Origin of the sequence: Burkholderia sp. MSMB1835, from assembly GCF_001526365.1 — a bacterium.
Taxonomy (GTDB): Bacteria; Pseudomonadota; Gammaproteobacteria; order Burkholderiales; family Burkholderiaceae; genus Burkholderia.
This window is the reverse complement of the sequence record NZ_LOYP01000052.1, coordinates 271,785-287,198: the sequence shown is the minus strand read 5'-3', so window position 1 is coordinate 287,198 and position 15,414 is coordinate 271,785. Positions and strand designations below refer to the sequence as shown.

Here is a 15,414-nt window from a genome sequence, read left to right as displayed (position 1 = left end):
CGTCACGCAGGCTGGCGGCCGCCCGGCACATGCTCCGTCGTGAGCCGGTCGAGCTCGCGCAGATCGTTCTCCAGCGCCGGCGTGAGCGTCGTGCGCAAGTGATCGAGGAAGGTGCGGATCTTCGCATCGAGATAGCGGCGCGTCGCGTAGACGGCATAGACGCTCACCGTCTGCAGCCGGTACTCGGGCAGCACGCGGATCAGGCGCCCTTCGCGGATATCGTCGAGCACCGTATACAGCGCCACGCACGCGATCCCGCGCCCCGCGCGCACCGCGACGCACAGCGCGTCCGGCACGTTGACCTGGAACGGCGCCGGCTGCAGCGCGTAGACGGTTTCCTCGCCGTCGCTGCGCTCGAGCCGCCATTCGCCGGCCGGCGACGCGGGCGTGTCGAGACGCAGGCACACGTGGTTCGGCAGATCGTCGGGCGTGTGCGGCGTGCCGTGTCGCGCCAGGTATTCGCGCGATGCGACGAGCACGCTGCAGCTCGTGCCGCAGGTCTGCGCGACATAGCCCGAATCGGGCAACTGCGACGCCGTCACGATCGACACGTCGTAGCCCTCTTCGACCAGATTCGGCATCCGCTGCGCCAGCGTCAGCTCGACCGACACGTCGGGGTTGTCCGCCTGGTAGCGCACGATCGACGACACGACATGGCTCTGCCCGAGCCCCGTCATCGCATGAATGCGCATCTTGCCGCTCGGCCGCAACAGCGCGTTGCGCGCCTCCGCGTTCGCGTAGTCGAGTTCCGCGAGGATCGATTTCGCGCGCTCGAAATAGCGCTCGCCGCTTTCGGTCAGGCCGAGGTGGCGGGTCGTGCGATGCAGCAGGCGCGTCTGTACGTGGGCCTCGAGGTTCGAGACGGCGCGCGACACCTGTGCGGTGGTCGCGTCGATTTCCTTCGCGACCGCGGTAAAGCTGCCGGCTTCGACAACGCGCACGAACAGGCGCATGTTTTCGAGCATGTCCATTGAATTGGCTTGGGGAAAGTCAGTGGGGAGGCGTCGGCGGCGCTCGCGTCAGAGGGGTAACGGAACGCGGCCGCGAACCGCGCCGAATCGATCGCCGTGCCGGGGAAAAGGCGGGAGAGCGGGCATCGCGGACGGGGTTCTGGCATGACGGGGGAATTGATTGCGCCGAATTGTACGCCGCTGCAGACAAATTTGCGCGGTTACGCGTGCGGAAGCTTCCACCCGTTGAAAGGTCTTTGCAAGACTCGTGCATCGCGCGCGTGCAACGTCTTGATGCGGCGCGACAACATGTATCACAACGCGATATAATTTCGCGCTCGTCGCCCCGCCCCGCGTCGTCATCTCTACCGCTTACCGTCCATGTCGTCAGGCTCCTCCCCGTCGCGCCGCACGTTGCGGCAATGGCTGCACAGCTTCATTCCCCATCCGATGACGCTCGGCTGGCGCGAGCGCCTGCGCTCGTGCACCGGCGCGCTCGTGGGCATTGCGACGGTCGGCGTCACGATGCGGCTGCTGCCCGGCGTGCCGGGCCTCGTGCCGCTGCTCGTCGCGCCGATGGGAGCCTCGGCCGTGCTGCTGTTCGCGGTGCCGGCGAGCCCGCTCGCGCAGCCGTGGTCGATCATCGGCGGCAATCTCGTCGCGGCGACGGTCGGCGTCGCGTGCGCGCAATGGATCGCCGATCCGATCACGGCCGCCGCGGTCGCGATCGCCTGCGCGATCGGCGGCATGTTCGCGCTGCGCTGCGTGCATCCGCCGTCGGGCGCCGTCGCGCTCACGGCCGTGGTCGGCGGCCCGGCGATCCATTCGCTCGGCTTCGGCTTCGTCCTGCAGCCGATCGCGCTGCAATCGGCGATCCTGCTGTCGGCCGCGCTCGTCTATCACGCGCTGACCGGGCACCGCTATCCGCACGGCGGCGTGCGCCCCGAAGCGAAACAGCAGGCCGGCGCCGCACCGGCGCGCGGCGGCTTCACGCGCGGCGACCTCGACGCGGTGCTGAAACGCCGCAGCGAATGGCTCGACGTCGATCCGGACGATCTCGAAGCGCTGCTGCGCGAAACCGAAATGCAGGCCTATGCGCGCACGTTCGGCCAGCTGAAGTGCGCGGACCTGATGACGAAGAATGCGATCGAGGTCGCGCCGTCGACGTCGATCGCGGCCGCACTGACGCTGCTCGACCGACACCGCGTGAAGGCGCTGCCCGTGGTCGACGGTGAAGGCCGCCTGACCGGCATCGTCACGCGCGCCGACCTCACGCGCCAGTGGCGCCGTCCGACCCCGCTGTGGCAGCGCCTGTCCGCGCGGCTGCCGCAATCGTTCGGCGGCCGGCCCGCGAGCGTCGCGTCCGTGATGACGCGCGACGTCGCATCGGTGCCGGAAACGATGCCGATCACGGCGCTCGTGCCGCTGTTCACGCATTCGGGCCACCACCATATTCCGGTCGTCGATGCGTCGCGCCGGCTCGTCGGCATCATCACGCAGACCGATCTCGTCACGGGCCTTTATCGGCAGACCCGGATGCTCGAGGCCGCGTAGCGCGCATCCCGCGCCGTCACCGCCTGCGAAACGCAGAATGCAATCATTCAGCGGTATTTCGGCCATTTATATCATTTTGTGATACATTTACCGCCACCGTAACCGACTGCCCGACCGACCTCGATGAACGATACCCGACGCGCGCTCGCGAAAAGCGATTTCCAGCAACTGTCCGAGTTCCGCTACCAGATGCGCCGCTTCGAGCGCTTCTCCGAGCGCGCCGCGCAAAGCGAAGGCGTGACGCCGCTGCAATACCTGCTGCTGCTGCACATCAAGGGCTATCCGCATCGCGAATGGGCGACCATCGGCGAGCTCGCGGAACGCCTGCAGGCGCAGCACCACGGCGTCGTGGCGCTGGTGACGCGCTGCGAAGCGCTCGGGCTCGTGAAGCGCAAGCCGAGCGAGGCCGACCGTCGCCAGGTTGAAGTCCACCTCGAACAGGCCGGCGAAACGCTGCTTGCCCGTCTCGCGGCCATGCACCGCGCCGAGCTGAAGTCGCTCAAAGGCACGTTCCAGGTTCCCCAGATCGATTATTGACCCTTGTCCTCGCCACGCCGATGAACGCACCACACAAACGCGATTTCTCGATCAACGAACGCCTGCCCAGGATCGCGTTGCTCGCCGCCGGGATCGGTCTGCTCAGCACGCTTGCCGCGTTCGTGCTGTTGAGCCTGATCCACCTGTTCACGAACCTGTTCTTCTTCCAGCAGTTCTCGTTCGCCGACCATTCGCCCGCGAACAACACGCTCGGCGCATGGGTGATCGCCGTGCCGGTGATCGGCGGGCTGATCGTCGGCCTGATGGCGCGTTTCGGTTCGGAAAAGATCCGCGGCCACGGCATTCCCGAAGCGATCGAGGCGATCCTGTTCGGCAAGAGCCGCATGTCGCCGAAGGTCGCGATCCTCAAGCCGCTGTCGTCCGGCGTCGTGATCGGCAGCGGCGGGCCGTTCGGCGCCGAAGGCCCGATCATCATGACGGGCGGCGCGCTCGGCTCGCTGATCGCGCAATGCGTGCACGTGACCGCCGCCGAGCGCAAGACGCTGCTCGTCGCCGGTGCGGCCGCCGGCATGACGGCCGTGTTCGGCACGCCGGTGGCCGCCGTGCTGCTCGCGGTCGAACTGCTGCTGTTCGAATGGCGTCCGCGCAGTTTCCTGCCGGTCGCACTCGCGTGCGCGGTGGCAGGCTTCGCACGCGCGGTGTTCTTCGGCGTCGATCCGCTGTTTCCGGTGACGACCGCCGCGCCGACGCCCGTCGCGCTGCTGTCTTGCATCGTCGCGGGCCTGCTGTCGGGCATGCTCGCGTGCGGGCTGTCGGTGGCGCTCTACCGCGTCGAGGACACCTTCGCGAAGCTGCCCGTGCACTGGATGTGGTGGCCTGCGCTCGGCGCGATCGTGATCGGCGTCGGCGGCTGGCTCGAGCCGCGCGCGCTCGGCGTCGGCTACGACGTGATCGGCGACCTGCTGCACCAGCACATCGCGCTGAAGGTTGCGCTCGCGCTACTGATCGTGAAAGCCGTGATGTGGGTGATCGCGCTCGGCTCGGGCACCTCGGGCGGTGTGCTCGCCCCATTGCTGATGCTCGGCGCCGGCCTCGGCACCGTGCTGTCGCCGGTACTGCCGGGCGGCGATCCGGTGCTGTGGCCGCTCGTGTGCATGGCCGCGACGCTCGGCGCTACGCTGGGCGCCCCGCTCACCGCGATCGTGTTCGCCTTCGGCCTCACGCACGACGCCAACGCGCTGCTGCCGCTGCTCGCCGCGACGCTCGTCGCGCACGGCTTCGCGACCATCGTGATGAAGCGCTCGATCATGACGGAAAAGATCGCACGCCGCGGCTACCACATCTATCGCGAATACGGCGTCGATCCGCTCGAGCGACACGACGTCGGCGAAGTGATGACGTCGGCCGATCGGCTCGTCACGATCGACGGCTCGGCGACGCTCGATACCGTCGACACGCAATACTTCGGCGCGAAGCAGACGCACCGCGCGTATCCGGTCGTGCAGAACGGCCGCCTGCTCGGCCTCGTCGATCGCGCGACGCTCGACGCACAGCGTGCACGGGCCGACGCCGACGCGCCGATCTCGGCCGCGTTCGCCGACCGCGTACCGGCCGTCGCGCTGGCGCACGAAACGTGCCGCGTCGTCGCGTCGCGCCTCGCGATGCTCGGCCTCGAGCGCCTGCCGGTGGTCGCCGACGAGCAATCGCTGCGCATCACGGGCATCGTGTCGCGCAGCGACCTGATCAAGCCGGCACGCCAGCACTTCGACGACGAACACAAGCGCGAGCGCCTCCGCCCGGTCGTCCCGCCCAACCTGCGCGACGTCCGCTCGCGCAAGCCTGGCTGACACGACCCGCGTGCGCGGCGCCCCGCCGCGCACCGCCTCCCCGCCGCACGTCGTTGCACGATGCCGCGCGCCCGTCGCGCGCCGCGTCGCGGCGCGGCCCGCTTCTCCGTTTAAAGTTGGTTAACAATTCGGCAAGCGAAAGTTTGTCATCATGGTGCTCATGCGACGGGGCCATTCATCAGCCATTCCACTTCGTCATCCGATAAAGAGTCGCGGCACGGCATGCACGCACATGCCGTCCGCCGCGGCCGTCACCTCACCACACCACGACCGGGCAGCGCAACGACCGCGCCACGCATGACGTCGAGCCGCACGCGACGCATGCCGCGCCGCAGCAACATGCGCAGCATCCGAGCCGCCGTTTGGCAAGCGCGTTAACAACTTGTTTCGGAATGCCCGGAACCGAGCCTGCCAGATGCGATCTCACTAGCACGCAGCATTGCTGCGCATCCCACTCAATCAATCACGACTCGAGGGAGATAACGTGAACGCGAAATACTTACCGCTCATCGCATTGACCGTGGCAATTTCTGCTCATGCCGCCGAACCTGCCGTGCAGAACGTGGGACAAAGCCAGAAGGCGGCTCCCGACGTCTCGGCGTGCATCGCCAAGACCTGGGCCGACAAGTCGCAACAACAGGTGATCTCGCAGAACGTGCTGGCCAACGGCCTGGCGACCGACGTGTACGCACCGGGCCAGCAGCCGCCGAACGGCGCCGCCGCGATGGTTCGTCCGTCGTGGCAGCCGGGTGCGAAGACGTGGGTCGGCGTGCGCGGCGACGCAGCATCCGCCGGCGACATCAACGCCTGCCTGTAACGATGTAACGAGAACAGGCGCTCCGGATGGCTTTGCGCCATCCGCTTGCGACGAGCCCCGCTTCGGCGGGGCTTTTTCTTTGCTGCGCGAAAAGCGTCTTACAGGTAGCTGCAGACGTAATCGAGCGTCTCGAGCACTTCGATGTCGAAGCGGCTCTTGCCCGGCACGGAGAACGATTCGCCGGCGCCGTAGGTCTGCCATTCGCTGCTGCCGTCGAGCTTCACGCGGCACTTGCCGGCCTGCACTTCCATCAATTCGGGCGCATCCGTGCCGAAGTTGAGCGCGCACGGCAGGATCACGCCGAGCGTCTTGCGCGTGCCGTCCGGGAAGAGCACGGTATGCGACACGCACTTGCCGTCGAAATAGACGTTCGCGCGCTTGACGACCGATACGTTGTCGAATTGGGTTGCACTGGTCATGTGATGCCTCTGATTGCTGGATGCCGGATGGCGATGGACTGGGAGGCCGGCCGTAGCGGCGGACCGTAGCGGCAAGCCGGCCGCTATGATACCGGCTCGCGCGACGTGCGCCGAAATGACATGCGGCCGGCACATGCCGGCCCCACGATCGTCAGGATCACTACGTGATCTGCGCGAGGCGCCGGCTCACCGCAGCCCCTTGCGTCGCGCGGAATCGCGCAGGCAATCGAGCAGCATCGCCGCGGCCGGCGTCAGCGGGCTGTCGCGGCGCGTGACGACCTGCACCGATACGCCCGGCAAGCGCTCGCGAATCGGCAGCACCGCGAGCTGGTCGCGCGCCCATTCGCCTTGCAACAATTGCTCCGGCATCGACGCGATCAGGTCGCACCCGGTCATCAGGCTGTGCGCAAGACCGAAGCTTGGGCATTCGACGACGCGCGTCGGCACCGGCAACCCGTACGCGACGAACGAGTTGAACAGCACCTGCGTCGAGCTTTCCGGCGACGGATTCATCAGCCAGTCGGCTTCGACGAGATCGGCGAGCGACGTGGCCGACGCAAGCGGATGCCCTTTGCGCGCGACGATCAGCGAACGGCTCGCATAGAGTTCCGCGTGATCGAACTCGGCCGCCAGCAGTTCGGGGACGACGACGGCCACCGCGAAATCGAGCGAACCGTCGTGCAGGCGCGGCAGTGCGACGCCGGGAAATCCTTCGACCAGATTGACGCGCGCCACCGGAAAGCGGCGCCGGAACGCCCGAAACGCGTCGGGCAGGATCGTCACCGCCGCCGCCGGCGTGATCGCCGCCGCAACGGAACCCGTCATCGCGCCCTGTGCCTGCTCGATGTCGTCGCGGGCGCGCTGCATTTCGGCGACGATCAGCCGCGCGCGCACCTGCAACTGCTGGCCGAACGCGGTGAGCTGCACGCCGCGCGCGGTGCGCACGACGAGCGATACGCCGAGCGCGATCTCCAGTTCCTTGACAGCCTTCGTGAGCGCAGCCGGCGACACGTTCAGGCGCCGCGCGGCCGCGCGAATGCTGCCTTCTTCCGCGGCGGTGACGAACGCTTTCAGCTGATGGTATTTCATGGCGGCAATGCGTGATCCGTGGAAACCCCGTGCGGCCGGCCGCGCCATGGCTCAGGGTATTCCCGAGCGGCAACCGACGGTGTGCACCAAAGCAATTTAGCAGCTTCTGGTACCCAAAAGAAATTTATATGCTTGGTCGTCATATGCGCGTCAAACGCCCCACCGGCCCCACAGGAGACTCCATGCTGCAAGCCGTGAACCCCGTCATTCCAGGCATCGCCGCGATCGCCCCCGAGCTCGTCGAGGTGCGCCGTCGCATCCATGCCCACCCCGAACTCGCATTCGAAGAGACGCTCACGAGCGATCTCGTCGCCGAGCTGCTCACCGGCTGGGGCTACGAAGTGCATCGCGGAATCGGCAAGACGGGCGTGGTCGGCGTGCTGCGCGAAGGGCAAGGCACGCGCACGGTCGGGCTGCGCGCCGACATGGACGCGCTGCCGCTCTCGGAAACCACGGGCCTGCCCTACGCGAGCCGTCATGCGAACAAGATGCATGCATGCGGGCACGACGGCCACACCGCGATGCTGCTGTGCGCGGCGCGCCACCTCGCGGCAACGCGCCAATTCTCCGGCACGCTGAACCTGATCTTCCAGCCCGCCGAGGAAAACTTCGGCGGCGCGAAGGCGATGATGGACGACGGCCTGTTCGACCGCTTCCCGTGCGACGCGATCTTCGCGATCCACAACATGCCGGGCCGCGCGGCCGGCGACATGGCGTTCCGCACCGGCGCCGCGATGGCGTCCGCCGACCGCGTGACGATCACGCTGCGCGGCGTCGGCGGCCACGGCGCGATGCCGCATTTCGCGCGCGACCCGATGTCGGCCGCGGGCAGCATCATGGTCGCGCTGCAGACGATCGTCGCACGCGAGGTCGACGCGCAGCATGCGGCCGTGATCACCGTCGGCAGCGTGCAAGCCGGCGAGACGTTCAACATCATTCCCGAAACCGTCGTGATGAAGCTGTCGGTGCGCGCGCTGAGCGCCGACGTGCGCGCCCTGCTCGCGCGCCGCATCGAAGCGCTCGTGAAGGGCCAGGCGGAAAGCTTCGGTGTCACCGCGGAAGTCGACTACGACTATGGCTACCCGGTGCTCGTCAATCACGCGGAACCGACCGCGTTCGCGGCCGACATCGCATGCCGGATGCTCGGCGCGGAGCGCGTCGAAACCGACACCGCGCCGCTGATGGGCAGCGAGGATTTCGCATTCATGCTCGAAGCGCGCCCCGGCTGCTACGCGTTCATCGGCAACGGAATCGGCAGCAAGGGCGGCTGCATGGTGCACAACCCCGGCTACGACTTCAACGACGACATCCTCGCGATCGGCGCGAGCTACTGGGTTCGCGTCGCCGAAGCCTGGCTCGCGGCCTGACGGCCCTTCATCACGCAGTTCCGCGCTCAAAGCAAGGGAACCTCATGGAAACGTCCGCCCTTCCGTTCGCCGGCACGCCGGCCGATGCTCGCGCCGCCGCGAAGAAACGCCGGCTGATCGCGGCCGCCGCCGTCGGCAACGCGCTCGAGTTCTACGACTTCACGGTCTACAGCTTCTTCGCGATCCTGATCGGCAAGCTGTTCTTTCCCGTGCATTCGTCGTTCGGACAACTGATGCTTGCCGTCGCGAGCTTCGGCGTCGGCTTCGTCACGCGTCCGCTCGGCGGGCTCGTGATCGGCATGTATGCGGACCGCGCCGGCCGCAAGAAGGCGATGATCCTCACGCTGCTGCTGATGGCGCTCGGCACCGCGACGATCGCGGTCGCGCCGGCCTTCGCGCAGATCGGCATCGCCGCGCCGCTGCTGCTCGTGCTCGCACGGCTGCTGCAGGGGTTCGCGTCGGGCGGCGAAGTCGGCGCATCGACAACGCTGCTGCTTGAACAGGCGCCGCAGCATCGTCGCGGTTTCTATGCGTCGTTCCAGTTCTCGAGCCAGGGGCTCGCCGCGCTCGCGGGCGCACTCACCGGCGTCGCGCTGACGTCGACGCTGAGCGCCGCGCAACTCGAAAGCTGGGGCTGGCGCGTGCCGTTCATCATCGGCACGCTGTTCGTGCCGCTCGGCTACTGGCTGCGCCGCACCGTCGAGGAAGTGCCTGCTGCCGCGCCGGCCGCCGCACACGACGAGCCGGTCGCATCGCTGCCGCTCGCCGACGTGCTGCGCCATCACGCCAAGGCCGTATTCGCGGGCCTCGGCGTGACGATCGGCGGCACGTCGATCCACTACATCATCGTGTTCTACATGGCGATCTATGGCGTACAGGTGCTGCACTTGCCGACCTGGTTGTCGATGACGGCCGGCTGCGTCGCCGGTGCGATCCTGATGCTCGTGACGCCGATCGGCGGCCTTCTGTCGGACGTGTATGGGCGCAACCGGATTGTCTGGTGGACACGCATCGTGCTGATGGCCGCGATCTACCCGGCGTTCATCGCACTGAATCGCTGGCCGGGCGCCGCGTCGCTGCTGTCGATCATCGCCGCGCTGTCGATCGTGCATGCGATCAACATCGGTGCGACCGGCGCGATGCTCGGCGAGTTGTTTCCGCGGGCCGTGCGTGCGACGGGCGGTGCGCTGGTGTATAGCGTCGGGGTCGCGATCTTCGGCGGCTTCGCGCAGTTCTTCGTCACGTGGCTGATCGCGGCGACCGGAAATCCGAATGCGCCGGCTTGGTATGCGATCGGGTGTGGCGCGATGACGTTGCTTGCGATTCGTTGCATGGACGAGAAGGCGGGGAAGGCGCTGGATTGAGCGGCGGACGGTGCGCGACACGTCAAGCGTGATTGACGTCACGCGCGCGCATCGGGCATCATCGATGCCATGCACCACGCTACGATCACCCTTTCGACGACCACGCGCACGACCGCCTTCGGCGGGCCCGTGCGGCGAGTGCGCGCAAGATCGTAGCGTCACCGCTTCCCACAGGCCCCGCCGGTTCCGGACGGGGTCTCGTCGTTTCTCCGTCTGCATCGGTCAAACAGGAGAAACGCAATGTCCGAAGCCCCTTCCCCGAAACGCGCGCTGCTCGTCATCGACATGCAGGTCGGGTTGTTTCATGGCCCCGATCGCCCGCATGACGGCGAACGCGTGCTGGCCAATGTCAACCGGCTGATTCGCCGCGCGCATGACAGCGGTGCTCCTGTGTTCGCCGTGCGTCACACCGGTCCGGCCGGCTCGCCAATTGCGCCCGATGCGCCGCTGGCCGCGCTGCTGCCGGAACTTGCGGTCGATACCGCTCGCGACATCGTGTTCGAGAAGACGCGGCCGAGTTGCTTCGCGGGCACGCGACTCGCGGAGTGGCTGCATGCTGCAAGGATCGGCGAGATCGTGATCGCGGGGATGAAGACGCAGTACTGTGTTGATACGGCGTGCCGCGCGGCCGGGGATCTCGGGTTTCGAGCGGTGCTCGTTACGGATGCGCACACTTGTATGGATACGCTCGCGCTGCCGGCCGAGCGGATCGTCGCGCATCATAATGCGACGCTTGCGGGCCCGTTTGCGACGCTGACGACGACCGAGGCGTGCAAGTTCTGATGCGCGGCGCCGATCGGATCGCGATGCGCGAAAGCGCGCGTTGAGATAGCGTCAGCGCCGAGCTTGCACATCATCGCGTACCGGCATCTATTCGGTCGATGCAGTTCGCGATCCGTTAGCCGGCGCGCTATCCCGCCGCCGATCGCGTGGGGCGTCGGAGCCGGCGAACGGTTCTGGATCACGTGCCACGATCCCACGCGCAATCCATCATCTCGGACGTGAACGTCGCTTGTTCTGGTCCGCGCGGACGGGACGGCCGCCGCGAAGATGCCGTTGCAATTGAGCGCCGACCTGACGTGTACGAACCGCAATTGGCGCGTGATCGCGCTGACGACCGCAAATCTGACGCAGTTGATGCGGGACGGGGGGCCGGAGTTTTTGACGCTGACGCACCAGCTTGCCCCCAACGATCGACGCGCCGAACACGTCGGGGCGATTTCGTTCGCCAAGCGAAACAATGTCGAACGATTGCTGGCCGCCAAGCCGCACTCGACACTGATGAGAGGGTTTGAAATCGTGATGGCGGCCGACGAAAGCGGCATTCGTCGAAAACAGCATGGGCGCGCTGATCCTGCTGCTCGACCTGTACCTGTCGCGCCACGCCCCGGCCAACAGTTTTACGCAGCTCGTGGTGGTGTCGAAGAACGACGGCTCTCTGATCGTACGCTGCCCGATGCGACCGGGCCTCGTGCCGCTTCTGTAGCGTTACACGAGACTCGAAATCAGGTGACAGCCGCACGTTGCACGGTGGCCGTGCCGTGCAACGGGGATGCCGTTGTCCTTCATCGATTCGTCGCCTTCCTCGATGACGTTCGGCGAAACCTCCGGATGCTGCGGACACGATACGCGGTCGCCCATGCGCGCCACGTAGCGGCCGTCGAATTTCATCGACGACGAGCCAGTTTCGACTTTGCCGCCGTGATCAGTGGCATCACCTACGCGAATTAGATTCATCATTTTCAGTCTCCGCTAGAACCCGCTGTAGCTAACGCATCGAGTCGCCTTCGCATTGTCTTAAGGATGCACTGAGCATTCGCGCCACATGCATTACGATCTTTGAGCCAGCGGCGCTGACTTTGAGCAAGGGGAGCAGTTTGCGAGCCAGAAGCTCTTGCTTGCGCCATCGTGCGAGTAAAAGACTCTGCGATACTTTGATCAAAAGCCGATAGCTGATAAGAGCTGCAAATAGCATGCTCGGTCGCAGTTGACGCTTTCCCACAAGGGAAGGAGGCTTTAATTGGCGCGTTGAGTGGAATCTTCGTAAGCACGAGAATGGTTTCGTCACGCCAACGCATGTACATCTTCTGATCATCGGCAAGGGCGATCCAAGCTCCGGCGATATTCATGTTGCCGGTCGCACCACCCGACCGGCCGAGGTCACCTTGCCATAAACCTTTCGCACAGATGAGATTGAACGATCGGATGTGCCTTCCTTTAGCACTATCCAGCTTGTAGTCACGAACTGGATCGACATCCCCAGACGCCGGGTATTCGTACCCTCCCAAACTTCTAAGCATTAGATCACGCAGAGATGCATTGATGTCCTGCGCGACAGGATTCGCACAATGATCTGCAAATTCATAGACGTCATCCAATACATCATCATGCGTGAAATCGAATATCCGTCCGTTCAAACGGGAATCATTCCACGTGTATTCGGTGGTACGGCCCGATTCCGTATTGAGGTGAACCTCCTTAACCTGCCACTTACCAACAATGTCATCCGGAAGGGGGGCGCCAAATGTATTGCACGCGGCAAAGATAAGAGCAAAGGTGACAATGACATGGCGTATTTTCGGAATTTTTCTCATGGTGACACTCTCTCCAATGATTCTATTATTTTTTAGACTGTATAGACCGCCCCTGAAACTCATAGCGCCCAATGGTGTAAAGCGTTACTTCGTCCTTACGTCGCTTCACTAGGCCATCAAAAATTTCACCGCCAGAGTACACGTATTTGCCGATTTGTGTCATCGCTTCTGAAGTTTGACCACGATTGATCATGTCGGTTACCTTAGACCAACCTCCGCCGGGATTATATGCGTAGCTTACGAGTGCATCGAATTCGGTTTGCGTTAATTTCACTGTCACTGCCTTATTAACCATTCGAACATATGCAGGAACAGTCTTATGAAGGAGTTCAACTTGTTTATCATCGCTTAGGTTGACGACATTCAGATTTTTCTTGCAGAAATCTCGCGCGGCCTGACCTTCAAGACCCGCACCACCTGAGATCGCGGTCGCTGTTGCATCATCCAGCCCAATTGCTTTCATGTCCGCAACGACGCTTTCGGCTGTCCTCGCCTTCATGTCATAACCGGCACCCAAGGTTACGCCACTTGCACCGCCCGGCCAGTGCAATTTATTGGTCGTGCCTTCAAGATGTTCTTGCATAAAGATAAAATAGATGCCGTCATCCGAAATCGTCGTTGCAGGTTCGCCGCTTGTCATAAAATTGCCGATCAACCCGATCGGATGGAGGTGCCACGGCGAAAGGTCCGACGGGAAGCCATCGACACCCTTGATTTGCTCCCACCACTGAAGCTTCGCGAGTCGATCAAGCTCCGTCTTCCACATCTCGGTCTGCTTCTGCATGAGCGGGCTGAGTTCTTCCCACTTGCCCAGACCGCCCCCCCATTCGGTTTCATTGCGCACCACAAGATGCGACACCGCTTCGGCCATCCACCGCGTTTCCAGTGCGTGCTTCAGTTCCTTCGCCGTCACCTTCCCGTCGTGGTCCGTATCGATCGCCTTTTCGAGCTTAGTGATGAGTTCGCCAGCGTTGACCTTCGCCGATTCCCCCATAAACTCGGTCCCTTCCTCGTCCGCCATATATTGCTCGGTCGTATGGATATGGCGTTTGAACATGTCGGCAGGGCTGACACTGCCGTTGTCGATCAATTCGAAACCCGGCCACTCCCAAGGACTACGCCACTGTACGTGCGGGTGATCGGTGTCGCACACCCAGCCAGTGAGAGCGGAGCCGTCCTTCGAACCAATCGTGACGTTCCACCAATGATGGCCCTTGTCATCGACCGCGATATTACCCTCATCGAGCTTGTCAAGTTCGGGACGACGCAACACGTCCCGGAAGTCCGCTCCCGGCCCGTTCGCCTTGGAAACGTCCAGGGGAAAGTTCTGCCATCCCGCAACATTCGCCGTGCTGATCGTGTTCGCAAGAGTACTTTCAACCCACATCGGTTTCCCAACGTCTGCGAAGTTTTGCTTGGCCTTCTGCTTGCCTTTCGCGGGTACAGTCGTCACGCTCTTCGGCTGAACCTTGATCCAGCGCGAACCCTTTGCATCGCCTATCGGCACGAGCTTCAACCCGGATTGGGTCAGCTTCTGATCCGGCGCGGGCACTTCGCTTACCAGCTTGGCCCCCGGCTCGATTTCCAGAAGCGGTTTGTTTTTATCGTTCAGTTCTTTCGCACGCGCACGGCTCTGATCAATGAAATCTTTCAGGTCCGGCCCCGCGAACACTTCGAGATGCAACATCGGGTAGTTCGGCTTCGGCGGTATCGGACTGGCCTTCATGGGCCATTGATACTGACCGACATGCGCGACGACTTCGCCTGCCTTGACGCGCTGCGGCTCCTTCAGGATCACGACCGTATCAAGCGGTTTCGGATCGACAACGGCGTCCAGTTCTCCTTTGAACACGTAGCTCCACTGTGCTTGAGGGGAGACCGGCTTACCCACTTCGGCAGACAAAACCGTGCCCGATTTTATGGCCTTGATCTTGATCCAGTCCGGGTGTGCAGGGTCGCCTTCGCCCGCAATGATTTCCGCCCCGGTCGGCAACACGCCGATAATCTTGCTCTTTCCGTTCGGCAACTCTCGAATGTGCAAGCCTGTTTCCGGCGCCGGAGGGGTGACATCTTGATCGCTATCTGCGGGCGGCGGTTCGTTCCGGTTCGTGTTGTTGATAGGCAGATCGTCGGCCCCATCGGTCCGTGTCGCGGGCGGCTGCGCAGGCGCTTTCGGCTTCGGAACGGCTTGCTTGTCCTTCGCCTTGTCGCCCACCCGATAGTACCGGTCGCCCTCCCAATACGACATCGGTGACGGAAGTGGCTGATCCGGATGCCGGTCCGTTTTTGCTTGCCCCATCCCCTTTTGATAGGTTTCCCAATCCATCGTGTGCATGTACAGGCTGAAGAACACGAGGGATTTGTCTTTGCTATTGGACGACGGATTGTCGGCTGGTACCGGTACCGGAGGCGTGGCGTTAGTCGATGCAGGCGCGGGAGCCGATGCGGGGGCCGATGCCGGAGCCGGTTTCGCGGGTTCCTTCGGGGCAGGTTTCGGCGGTAATTTCAGTTCATGCCGGACCAGTACAAAGCCCGTCGAGAAGTGCGCCAGACTGTTGTCCGGGTACTGCGTTTCCTCGTATTTCGTGTTCAGCCGGTACGCCACGATTTTGCCGTCCGCAATCGCACGCACGCCGCTGTCCTGCTTCAGCATTTCCGCGCTACCGTCGGCGAAGTGCACGCCACCGTGCCACATGCCGCTGACGCCGAGCGGATAAAAGCCGTTTTCACACTTCGCCAGCGCCCTGAAATAGGTCATCGGGTCAGCCGCGTCGTCCTTGCCTACCGGCGTAAAGGGGTAGGCCCAGCTCAGCGACGTATCCGCCGGTTCGGCAGGGTTGGGGGCCGAATTTGGAGCGGCCGGCGGATGGTGCTTTTTTTTAGGCGTTGTCTTGCTCATGATTCCCGACTCGGAT

At 64.1% G+C, this 15,414-nt stretch carries 15 protein-coding genes; 8 read left to right on the top strand and 7 right to left on the bottom strand.

What is annotated here, in order from left to right:
* Positions 1–2: 2 nt before the first annotated feature.
* Positions 3–971, bottom strand: a complete 969-nt coding sequence (locus tag WS96_RS25310) for a LysR family transcriptional regulator (protein WP_034204704.1) — start codon at positions 969–971, stop codon at positions 3–5.
* A gap of 360 nt (positions 972–1,331) precedes the next feature.
* On the opposite strand from WS96_RS25310, the gene WS96_RS25305 reads away from it, so the two are divergent.
* The 4 genes from WS96_RS25305 to WS96_RS25290 all read left to right on the top strand — a co-directional run bounded on the left by WS96_RS25305 (position 1,332) and on the right by WS96_RS25290 (position 5,666).
* Positions 1,332–2,504: an HPP family protein gene (locus tag WS96_RS25305; protein ID WP_059836263.1), complete on the top strand. Its 1,173-nt coding sequence runs from the start codon at positions 1,332–1,334 to the stop codon at positions 2,502–2,504.
* A gap of 123 nt (positions 2,505–2,627) precedes the next feature.
* Positions 2,628–3,041, top strand: a complete 414-nt coding sequence (locus WS96_RS25300) for a MarR family winged helix-turn-helix transcriptional regulator (protein WP_059836261.1) — start codon at positions 2,628–2,630, stop codon at positions 3,039–3,041.
* 20 nt (positions 3,042–3,061) lie between these two features.
* Positions 3,062–4,849 carry a chloride channel protein gene (locus WS96_RS25295; RefSeq protein WP_059836259.1) on the top strand — a complete coding sequence of 596 codons (1,788 nt, stop codon included), beginning with the start codon at positions 3,062–3,064 and terminating at the stop codon, positions 4,847–4,849.
* Between the two features lie 484 nt (positions 4,850–5,333).
* A complete protein-coding gene (locus WS96_RS25290; RefSeq protein WP_052100110.1) occupies positions 5,334–5,666 on the top strand; it encodes a hypothetical protein in 333 nt (110 codons plus the stop codon).
* A gap of 98 nt (positions 5,667–5,764) precedes the next feature.
* On the opposite strand, the gene ppnP is transcribed toward WS96_RS25290, so the two are convergent.
* On the bottom strand, positions 5,765–6,085 hold the full coding sequence (gene ppnP, locus WS96_RS25285) for a pyrimidine/purine nucleoside phosphorylase (RefSeq protein WP_006478890.1): 321 nt from the start codon (positions 6,083–6,085) through the stop codon (positions 5,765–5,767).
* Between the two features lie 186 nt (positions 6,086–6,271).
* Positions 6,272–7,174, bottom strand: a complete 903-nt coding sequence (locus WS96_RS25280; RefSeq protein WP_059783326.1) for a LysR substrate-binding domain-containing protein — start codon at positions 7,172–7,174, stop codon at positions 6,272–6,274.
* A 182-nt stretch (positions 7,175–7,356) separates the two neighbouring features.
* On the opposite strand from WS96_RS25280, the gene WS96_RS25275 reads away from it, so the two are divergent.
* From WS96_RS25275 to WS96_RS25265, 3 genes are all read left to right on the top strand, one after another.
* Positions 7,357–8,541, top strand: a complete 1,185-nt coding sequence (locus WS96_RS25275; protein WP_059836258.1) for a M20 aminoacylase family protein — start codon at positions 7,357–7,359, stop codon at positions 8,539–8,541.
* A gap of 44 nt (positions 8,542–8,585) precedes the next feature.
* Complete coding sequence (locus WS96_RS25270) at positions 8,586–9,905, top strand: MFS transporter (RefSeq protein WP_059836256.1); 1,320 nt, start codon at positions 8,586–8,588, stop codon at positions 9,903–9,905.
* Between the two features lie 240 nt (positions 9,906–10,145).
* Complete coding sequence (locus WS96_RS25265; RefSeq protein WP_059836254.1) at positions 10,146–10,688, top strand: cysteine hydrolase family protein; 543 nt, start codon at positions 10,146–10,148, stop codon at positions 10,686–10,688.
* Positions 10,689–10,895: 207 nt separating this feature from the next.
* On the opposite strand, the gene WS96_RS33885 is transcribed toward WS96_RS25265, so the two are convergent.
* A complete protein-coding gene (locus tag WS96_RS33885; protein WP_156443696.1) occupies positions 10,896–11,246 on the bottom strand; it encodes a hypothetical protein in 351 nt (116 codons plus the stop codon).
* On the opposite strand from WS96_RS33885, the gene WS96_RS33880 reads away from it, so the two are divergent.
* Positions 11,245–11,391 (top strand): hypothetical protein, encoded by a 147-nt coding sequence (locus tag WS96_RS33880; protein ID WP_156443695.1) that lies wholly within the window; start codon positions 11,245–11,247, stop codon positions 11,389–11,391. The genes WS96_RS33885 and WS96_RS33880 overlap by 2 nt on opposite strands.
* 2 nt (positions 11,392–11,393) lie before the next feature.
* Here the strand turns inward: WS96_RS33880 and WS96_RS25260 are convergent, their stop codons facing one another.
* The 3 genes from WS96_RS25260 to WS96_RS25255 are packed head-to-tail and all read right to left on the bottom strand — an operon-like array spanning position 11,394 to position 15,398.
* Positions 11,394–11,645, bottom strand: coding sequence for a PAAR domain-containing protein (locus tag WS96_RS25260; RefSeq protein WP_059836252.1), 252 nt, complete (start codon positions 11,643–11,645; stop codon positions 11,394–11,396).
* A gap of 2 nt (positions 11,646–11,647) precedes the next feature.
* The gene (locus WS96_RS33875; protein ID WP_156443694.1) at positions 11,648–12,499 is read right to left on the bottom strand and encodes a lysozyme inhibitor LprI family protein; all 852 of its coding nucleotides are present in this window, start codon (positions 12,497–12,499) and stop codon (positions 11,648–11,650) included.
* A gap of 25 nt (positions 12,500–12,524) precedes the next feature.
* Complete coding sequence (locus WS96_RS25255) at positions 12,525–15,398, bottom strand: glycoside hydrolase family protein (RefSeq protein ID WP_059836251.1); 2,874 nt, start codon at positions 15,396–15,398, stop codon at positions 12,525–12,527.
* Between the last annotated feature and the right edge of the window lie 16 nt (positions 15,399–15,414).

Coding starts and splice junctions, on each gene's coding strand:
- WS96_RS25310 (WP_034204704.1), bottom strand. CDS start 971: ATGGACATGCTCGAAAACATGCGCCTGTTCGTGCGCGTTGTCGAAGCC.
- WS96_RS25305 (WP_059836263.1), top strand. CDS start 1,332: ATGTCGTCAGGCTCCTCCCCGTCGCGCCGCACGTTGCGGCAATGGCTG.
- WS96_RS25300 (WP_059836261.1), top strand. CDS start 2,628: ATGAACGATACCCGACGCGCGCTCGCGAAAAGCGATTTCCAGCAACTG.
- WS96_RS25295 (WP_059836259.1), top strand. CDS start 3,062: ATGAACGCACCACACAAACGCGATTTCTCGATCAACGAACGCCTGCCC.
- ppnP (WP_006478890.1), bottom strand. CDS start 6,085: ATGACCAGTGCAACCCAATTCGACAACGTATCGGTCGTCAAGCGCGCG.
- WS96_RS25280 (WP_059783326.1), bottom strand. CDS start 7,174: ATGAAATACCATCAGCTGAAAGCGTTCGTCACCGCCGCGGAAGAAGGC.
- WS96_RS25275 (WP_059836258.1), top strand. CDS start 7,357: ATGCTGCAAGCCGTGAACCCCGTCATTCCAGGCATCGCCGCGATCGCC.
- WS96_RS25270 (WP_059836256.1), top strand. CDS start 8,586: ATGGAAACGTCCGCCCTTCCGTTCGCCGGCACGCCGGCCGATGCTCGC.
- WS96_RS25265 (WP_059836254.1), top strand. CDS start 10,146: ATGTCCGAAGCCCCTTCCCCGAAACGCGCGCTGCTCGTCATCGACATG.
- WS96_RS33880 (WP_156443695.1), top strand. CDS start 11,245: ATGGGCGCGCTGATCCTGCTGCTCGACCTGTACCTGTCGCGCCACGCC.
- WS96_RS33885 (WP_156443696.1), bottom strand. CDS start 11,246: ATGCTGTTTTCGACGAATGCCGCTTTCGTCGGCCGCCATCACGATTTC.
- WS96_RS25260 (WP_059836252.1), bottom strand. CDS start 11,645: ATGATGAATCTAATTCGCGTAGGTGATGCCACTGATCACGGCGGCAAA.
- WS96_RS33875 (WP_156443694.1), bottom strand. CDS start 12,499: ATGAGAAAAATTCCGAAAATACGCCATGTCATTGTCACCTTTGCTCTT.
- WS96_RS25255 (WP_059836251.1), bottom strand. CDS start 15,398: ATGAGCAAGACAACGCCTAAAAAAAAGCACCATCCGCCGGCCGCTCCA.